Annotated in this window: 6 protein-coding genes; 2 read left to right on the top strand and 4 right to left on the bottom strand. The window is 48.7% G+C overall.

What is annotated here, in order from left to right:
* Positions 1–303: 303 nt before the first annotated feature.
* Positions 304–1,218, bottom strand: a complete 915-nt coding sequence (locus Q8O92_00175; protein MDP2981728.1) for a dihydrodipicolinate synthase family protein — start codon at positions 1,216–1,218, stop codon at positions 304–306.
* Positions 1,219–1,653: 435 nt separating this feature from the next.
* On the opposite strand from Q8O92_00175, the gene Q8O92_00180 reads away from it, so the two are divergent.
* Positions 1,654–2,496, top strand: coding sequence for an amidohydrolase family protein (locus tag Q8O92_00180; GenBank protein MDP2981729.1), 843 nt, complete (start codon positions 1,654–1,656; stop codon positions 2,494–2,496).
* A gap of 272 nt (positions 2,497–2,768) precedes the next feature.
* On the opposite strand, the gene Q8O92_00185 is transcribed toward Q8O92_00180, so the two are convergent.
* From Q8O92_00185 to Q8O92_00195, 3 genes are read right to left on the bottom strand one after another with little or no spacing between them, the layout of a single operon-like run.
* A complete protein-coding gene (locus tag Q8O92_00185; GenBank protein ID MDP2981730.1) occupies positions 2,769–3,449 on the bottom strand; it encodes a PspC domain-containing protein in 681 nt (226 codons plus the stop codon).
* Between the two features lie 21 nt (positions 3,450–3,470).
* A complete protein-coding gene (locus tag Q8O92_00190) occupies positions 3,471–3,857 on the bottom strand; it encodes a hypothetical protein (protein MDP2981731.1) in 387 nt (128 codons plus the stop codon).
* A complete protein-coding gene (locus Q8O92_00195; GenBank protein ID MDP2981732.1) occupies positions 3,854–4,426 on the bottom strand; it encodes a sigma-70 family RNA polymerase sigma factor in 573 nt (190 codons plus the stop codon). The genes Q8O92_00190 and Q8O92_00195 overlap by 4 nt, the downstream gene beginning before the upstream one ends.
* A 426-nt stretch (positions 4,427–4,852) precedes the next feature.
* On the opposite strand from Q8O92_00195, the gene Q8O92_00200 reads away from it, so the two are divergent.
* Positions 4,853–5,926, top strand: coding sequence for a uroporphyrinogen decarboxylase family protein (locus Q8O92_00200; protein ID MDP2981733.1), 1,074 nt, complete (start codon positions 4,853–4,855; stop codon positions 5,924–5,926).
* Positions 5,927–6,116: the final 190 nt, after the last annotated feature.

Below are 6,116 nucleotides of genomic sequence, written 5' to 3' on the forward strand. Positions count from 1 at the left end.
AAATCCCCCTGCTCTCAGGATACGCTGCTTATGGAGTCCCCTTTGTTTCAGGCTGCCCTTCGACTCAGGAGTAAATTGCTGCAATAATATAACAAATCCCTCGAAAGAAAAAAATAAAGTTTTATCCGGTTATGCCATTAGATAAGGTTCGCGATCGTTATATATAGATGCCGAAACAAGTTCGGCATGACAAGTGTCATCCTGAACTCGTTTCAGGATCTAAACGAGCAATCACGGCGCAATATTTTTAAAAATACTTACCAAATGACATAACCGGATAAAATTTTGAGTACCAGGGATTTTCTATCGTTTTTTCAGCGCCTTCTCATAAAGCGCATACAGACGGTCGACTTCGGCGGCGGTCTCGGAATCGAGATCAAAACCGCTGGGCTTGCGGACAAGAGTGTTCCGAAAAATCCCCTGTTTCATGAGTATATACTTTTCAATGGTCAGGAAAGCTTCAAGAGAAGATGTCTGGAGGATCACGATGGCTGCAAGGGGGAAATACACATCATAGGCCCTTTTGTCATCATCCTGCGCCAGCGCCCGCCATATCTCGATTATACCCTCGACCAGGTCGCTGCCGGGCATCGTGCCGGAAACCCCCCGCCGGTACGAATCGATGAGCTGAAGGCCGCCGGTTCCATCGAAAATTACACCGTCTTTTTTCAACGCCGCCTGGAGACGGCTGATAGTCTGTCCGATGGGCTGGGCTTCCGGTTTGAAATACACTCGCGGCGAAAGCTCATTCCTGAGCCGTGCCAGGAAATTCACAGAAAGGGGCTGGCCCAGGTACCCGCTGGCGTCCTGGATAACCAGGGGAATATAGACGGCGTCATGGATGGCCCTGTAATACTCGAAAATTGCTTGTTCGGGAAACCTGGCCGCTGCCGGAGGGATGGCCATAACCGCATCGGCGCCTGCCCGTTCGGCTGCCTGCGCGTAACCGACAGCGCTTTTGACCGTTTCGGCGCCGCATGAGATGGTCACAGTGACCCTCCCGGCGACCATTCCCGGTATTTTGACGGTCAATTCCAGGCGTTCTTCGTGAGTGAGCCGGATAAGCTCGGAAGCCAGAGCAAGAACCACCCCGTCGCTTCCGGCCTTGATCACATGGTCGATCTCCTGCGCGAGCACATCATAGTCGATGGCGTCGTCCGCTCGGTACGGCATTTGGAGCACGGGTAAAACACCGTATATTTTCGGAGTGGTTTTCATATTTAAAAATACTACATTTTCAGGCTCTCATCAAGACGATTTTATTTAGAAACCGGGAAATGAATGTATTATTATTCATGTTATCAGCCGCGGATGTCTCGGATAGACACGGATAATTGAAAAAGATAGTTGCAAAGTAACAAAGAGGCAAAGTATCATAGGTGTCATATTTTGCTTTGTCACTCTGTCACTTATATACATGACGATATAAATAATTGCGCATGTTTTGAGTGTTTAGATCCTGAAACGAGTTCAGGATGACACGTGTCATGCCGAACTTGTTGCCGCTTCGCGGGAACGATGAAACCGTTGCCGCTTCGCGGGAACGATGAAACCGTTGCCGCTTCGCGGGAACGATGAAACCGTTTCGGCATCTATTTTGAAAAGAAACACAATAAAATATGTCGTCATGTATAGTAAAAAAAAGAGGAGCTTATGATTGTCGATGTACACACCCATTTCTGGAAGCTGGAAGAAATCGGCCCTGAAGTATATAAGGATCTGGAACAGGCCCGGATACCACAGGACCATCTCGCTATAAAAAGCGACCACCATCTCCTTGCGACAGCAGCGGTGGATAAAGCGGTTGTTTTCGGCCTCCGGGCTCTTCAGAGCGGTTTCAATATCTCCAACGATACAGTAAAAGAACAGGTGGATAAAGCGCCCGACCGACTGATTTTTTTCACCTCTATCGATCCTACCGAAGTGGATTTCATGGGGGAACTGGAACGAACACACCAGGATATGGGAGCAAAGGGGATCAAACTCGGTCCTATTTATCAGGGAGTGCATCCCCTCGACGACCGATACCGTATGATCTATGCTTATGCGCAGAAACACAATCTGCCGATTCTGACACATATGGCGACCACCTTTTCCAGTTCCGCCCCTCTCGATTACGCCAACCCCCTCTATATGGACGAAATCGCGATTTACTTCCCCCATCTTACATTCATTCTCGCCCACCTCGGGCATCCCTGGAACGGAGAAACCATTTCCATCATTCGCCGCCATCGGAATGTATATGCGGACATTTCCGCTCTCTATTACCGTCCCTGGCAGTTCTACACCGCCATGCGGCTCCTTGTCGAATACGGCGCATCTCATAAGGTATTTTTCGGGAGCGATTATCCTTTCACCATGCCTCAGGATTCAATCGAAGGGGTCCGCAATCTGAATTACATCGTACGGAAAGGCTCCGGGCTGCCGCTCGTTCCTGAAGAAATTATCGAGGAAATCATCAACCGCGATACTCTGGGAATACTGGGGATAGAGTAGAAGAAAGTCTGAACCATGATTCGTGGGATTAAAGGATTACCATGATATTATACATGACTACATATTTTATTGTGTTTCTTTTCAAAATAGATGCCGAAACGGTTTTATCGTTCCCGCGAAGCGGCAACAAGTTCGGCATGACACGTGTCATCCTGAACTCGTTTCAGGATCTAAAAACTCAAAACATGCGCAATTATTTATGTTATCATGTATAAAATCAGGCTAATCATTATAATCAAGTCAAGGTTCAGACAATCTTTGACTTTGACTGCTTATACAATTGTATGCAGTGATCCGCCCGATTTCGAAAAGTATCTGATCCCGTAATATCCCACGAAAACAACCACACCTGCCAAAAGCGCCATCACCAGCATTCTTGCTAATGCAAACGGATGAAAGAGCATGTGCATTCCTGGCAAGAAGAAAGGATTAAACAGCGGGAATACGTGTGTAAAGAGAACAAGAACAAGCGCAATCCCTATCGCCATCATAAGAAACAGCAGTACTGAATTCCCGGCGGCTCTGGCGTCATTCTGCTGGACCGCAAGAGGTGTTTCCCCGTTTGCCGGCTGAGCAGGAGGTGCAGGCGGAGGCGGCGGGGGTGGAGTTACGGTGCTGCCGGTCCCCTGCCCCGGCAGATCGGTTGGCGGCGGCATGAGAATCCAGAGCACGATATAGAGAATCAATCCAAACAACCACAAGAAGGTGGTCAGAAGAAAGAATATCCTGAGCGGCAGGATAAGTATCGGAGCCTCGAACTGCCTCGCCAGCCCGGTGCATACTCCCGCGATTTTCTTGCCTTCATTGACCCTCTGCCAGTACATCGGAGTATTCTGGGCGCCAGGCTTGGATGGTTTGACAGACTGATTCGAGCCGCAGTACCGGCATTTAAGAGCTTCGGCTTTGATCAGCTCTGCGCAGTACTGGCATTTTTTCATTTCTTCGTTTTCCATGAGCAATCTCCTTTAAAGCACTTAATGTATGGTGTATCGGACATGTGTCCGTACCAGTGAGTTCTGTACCTGCTTGAAGTAGAAAAGCATGATCGCGCCGGCGAGAAGGCATCCCTCGGCCATGGAAAAAGCTACCGTCAGGTTTTTAAGAATCCCCGCAAACTGGGGAGAGAGCACCATACGGAGGATCGTTCCCACCGTAAGGATGTAAAAAAGATTCAGGCTAAGAACGAGCGCCAGTCCGATAAGCGCCATCGCCCATCCGTACTGACAGGCAGGGGCGATCGTCTGGAGGGCCATCTCCTCGCGCATACGATGTTTGGTTTTACTGACCAGGGCTTCGGGAGGATCGCAAACCCGATAAGCCTGGAGGATGGAGCGGAGCTCTGATTCAACTAAAAGTTTCATACCGACCCTTCTTTCGTATAGGGTGACTTAACACGTATTTTCCATTTTCCGGAGAGTATCTTTATCGCCCGATGAAACCGGGTTTTCACCGTTCCGAGAGGGCAGCCAACCACTTGTGATATTTCGCTGTCTGTCATATCGTGAAAGTAACGGAGCACAATGACCTCCCGCATCTTGTACGGCAGCTCGTTGACTGCCTGCCTCACCTGTTCTGCCTCCATGATGCGAAAGGGATCGACCCCGGGTTCACAGGTGACAGAGTCAGCTTCTTCCAGGGGAACCAGCATCTCTTTCTTCGATTTCCTGAGACTGTCACGGCACAGGTTGCCTGCTATCTGAAAAAGCCAGGTGGAAAACCGTGAGTCACCGCGAAAATGTTTCACCGAGCGGACAACCCTCAGCCAGGTCTCCTGAAAGATATCCTCTGCCGATTCGTGGTTGTCTATCATCCGCAGAATAAAGGCAAAAAGCTGCCGTTTGTATTTTTCCACAACCTCATCTATCGCCCCCGGATCATCTGCTTTGAGGCGTGCAATCAGCGCATGTTCTTCCTGCAAAGCCGTATCCACAGAAACGTCCATCTTAAGAACAACCGTTGACCGGTAAAGGGATTGGGGTAACCTAATATCCAATTCTATAATGTGAGACAGGAAATGCCCTGTCCAGGTTCATTCTATTTTTAAAAATACGAAAAAATTCTCTGGCGAGAGACGAATTTATTCACTCCGATGCAGAATGAACTATCCGGTGGCCTTGTGAAGCGAAACATCTTCCCATGACCGCTTCTCATGCATTATATTTTCCCTAAATTATAAGATTTGCGAAAACCCTGTTAAATTGAAAGATGCCGAAACAAGTTCGGCATGACCATGGACTCATGTCACCCTGAACTTGTTTCAGGGTCTATATCACATATAATATCAGAAGAAACTTATGCATAACTTGAATATTCTACTTCCAATTCCGCACTATTTCTTTTCTGGAGACCGATACGCATGACCGAACGAGAGCGTTTTCATGAAACCATGAGCTGGGGCAATCCCGACCGTCCGCCCTACCGTGAGCTGGCGCCATGGCCGGAAACCATCGACCGCTGGTATACCGAAGGCTATCCCAAGCGGGCCGATTTCAAAACTTATTTCGGTTTCGACCGTTATGACCCTGTAGGATTAGATGAAGAAATCCACCCGGTGTTCCGCGAAGAAGTCCTGGAGGAAACGGATGAGGACATCATCAAAAATGACTGGCGGGGAGTGAAATTAAAGCTTTCGAAAAGCAGCCGCTCCATCCCCTTTTTTTTCCGGTTTCCAGTCAATAACCGTGAAAGTTTCCGCGAGTTTGCCAGGCGTCTGGATCCCGAATCACCCGGCAGGTATCCCCTGTTCTGGGACATACGCGCCAAAGAGCTGAAAAATCGTAATTATCCCGTTTACCTTGGCACCGGCCGCACAGTGGGATTTTTCGGCCCCATCCGTGAGTGGGTCGGAGTTGAGAACCTGCTCGTCGGATTCTATGACGATCCGGGATGGATTCACGAGATGATGGAGTATTACGCCGATTTTCTTATCCGCCTTACCACCCCCATGCTGCGGGATGTTATTCCTGACTGCATTCATTTCTTCGAGGACATGGCCTATCGCGGAGGCTCGCTCATCTCGCCGGAATTCTTCCGCACTTTCATGATGAACCCTTACCGGCGGGTTATCGATCATTTCCGCAGGCATGGAGTGCCTTTCTTTGCAGTTGACTCGGACGGCGATATCCATGAATTGATTCCCCTCTTCCTGGAGTTGGGCATCCACGCCGTATACCCGTTCGAAGTACAGGCGGGTATGAATGTGCTTCAGATCCGTGAAAGGTATGGCCGCGACCTGGTCATCTGGGGCGGACTTGACAAGCGGAAACTGGCCGGAGCGAAAAAGGAAATCGAAGATGAGGTATCTTCCATCGTACCCCTTATGCTCGAACAGGGCGGATATATTCCCATGCTGGATCATGAAGCCCCGCCGGACATATCGTTTGAGAATTTCTGCTATTACCGCAAACTGATGCGGAAAGTATGTGAGTAAAAGGAAAGCCGCGGATTACGCAGATTGACGCGGATAGAAAGAATATTAAATGCAAAAACTTAATAAATGTCTGAACCTTGATTCATGGGATTAGAAGATTACCATGATGATTTAATTTTACAAACTTACATAAATATACGCATTCTTTAGATTGATTAGATCCTGAAACGAGTTCAGGATGACACGTGTC

The organism is Candidatus Latescibacter sp. (assembly GCA_030692375.1).
In the GTDB taxonomy this organism is placed as follows: domain Bacteria; phylum Latescibacterota; class Latescibacteria; order Latescibacterales; family Latescibacteraceae; genus JAUYCD01.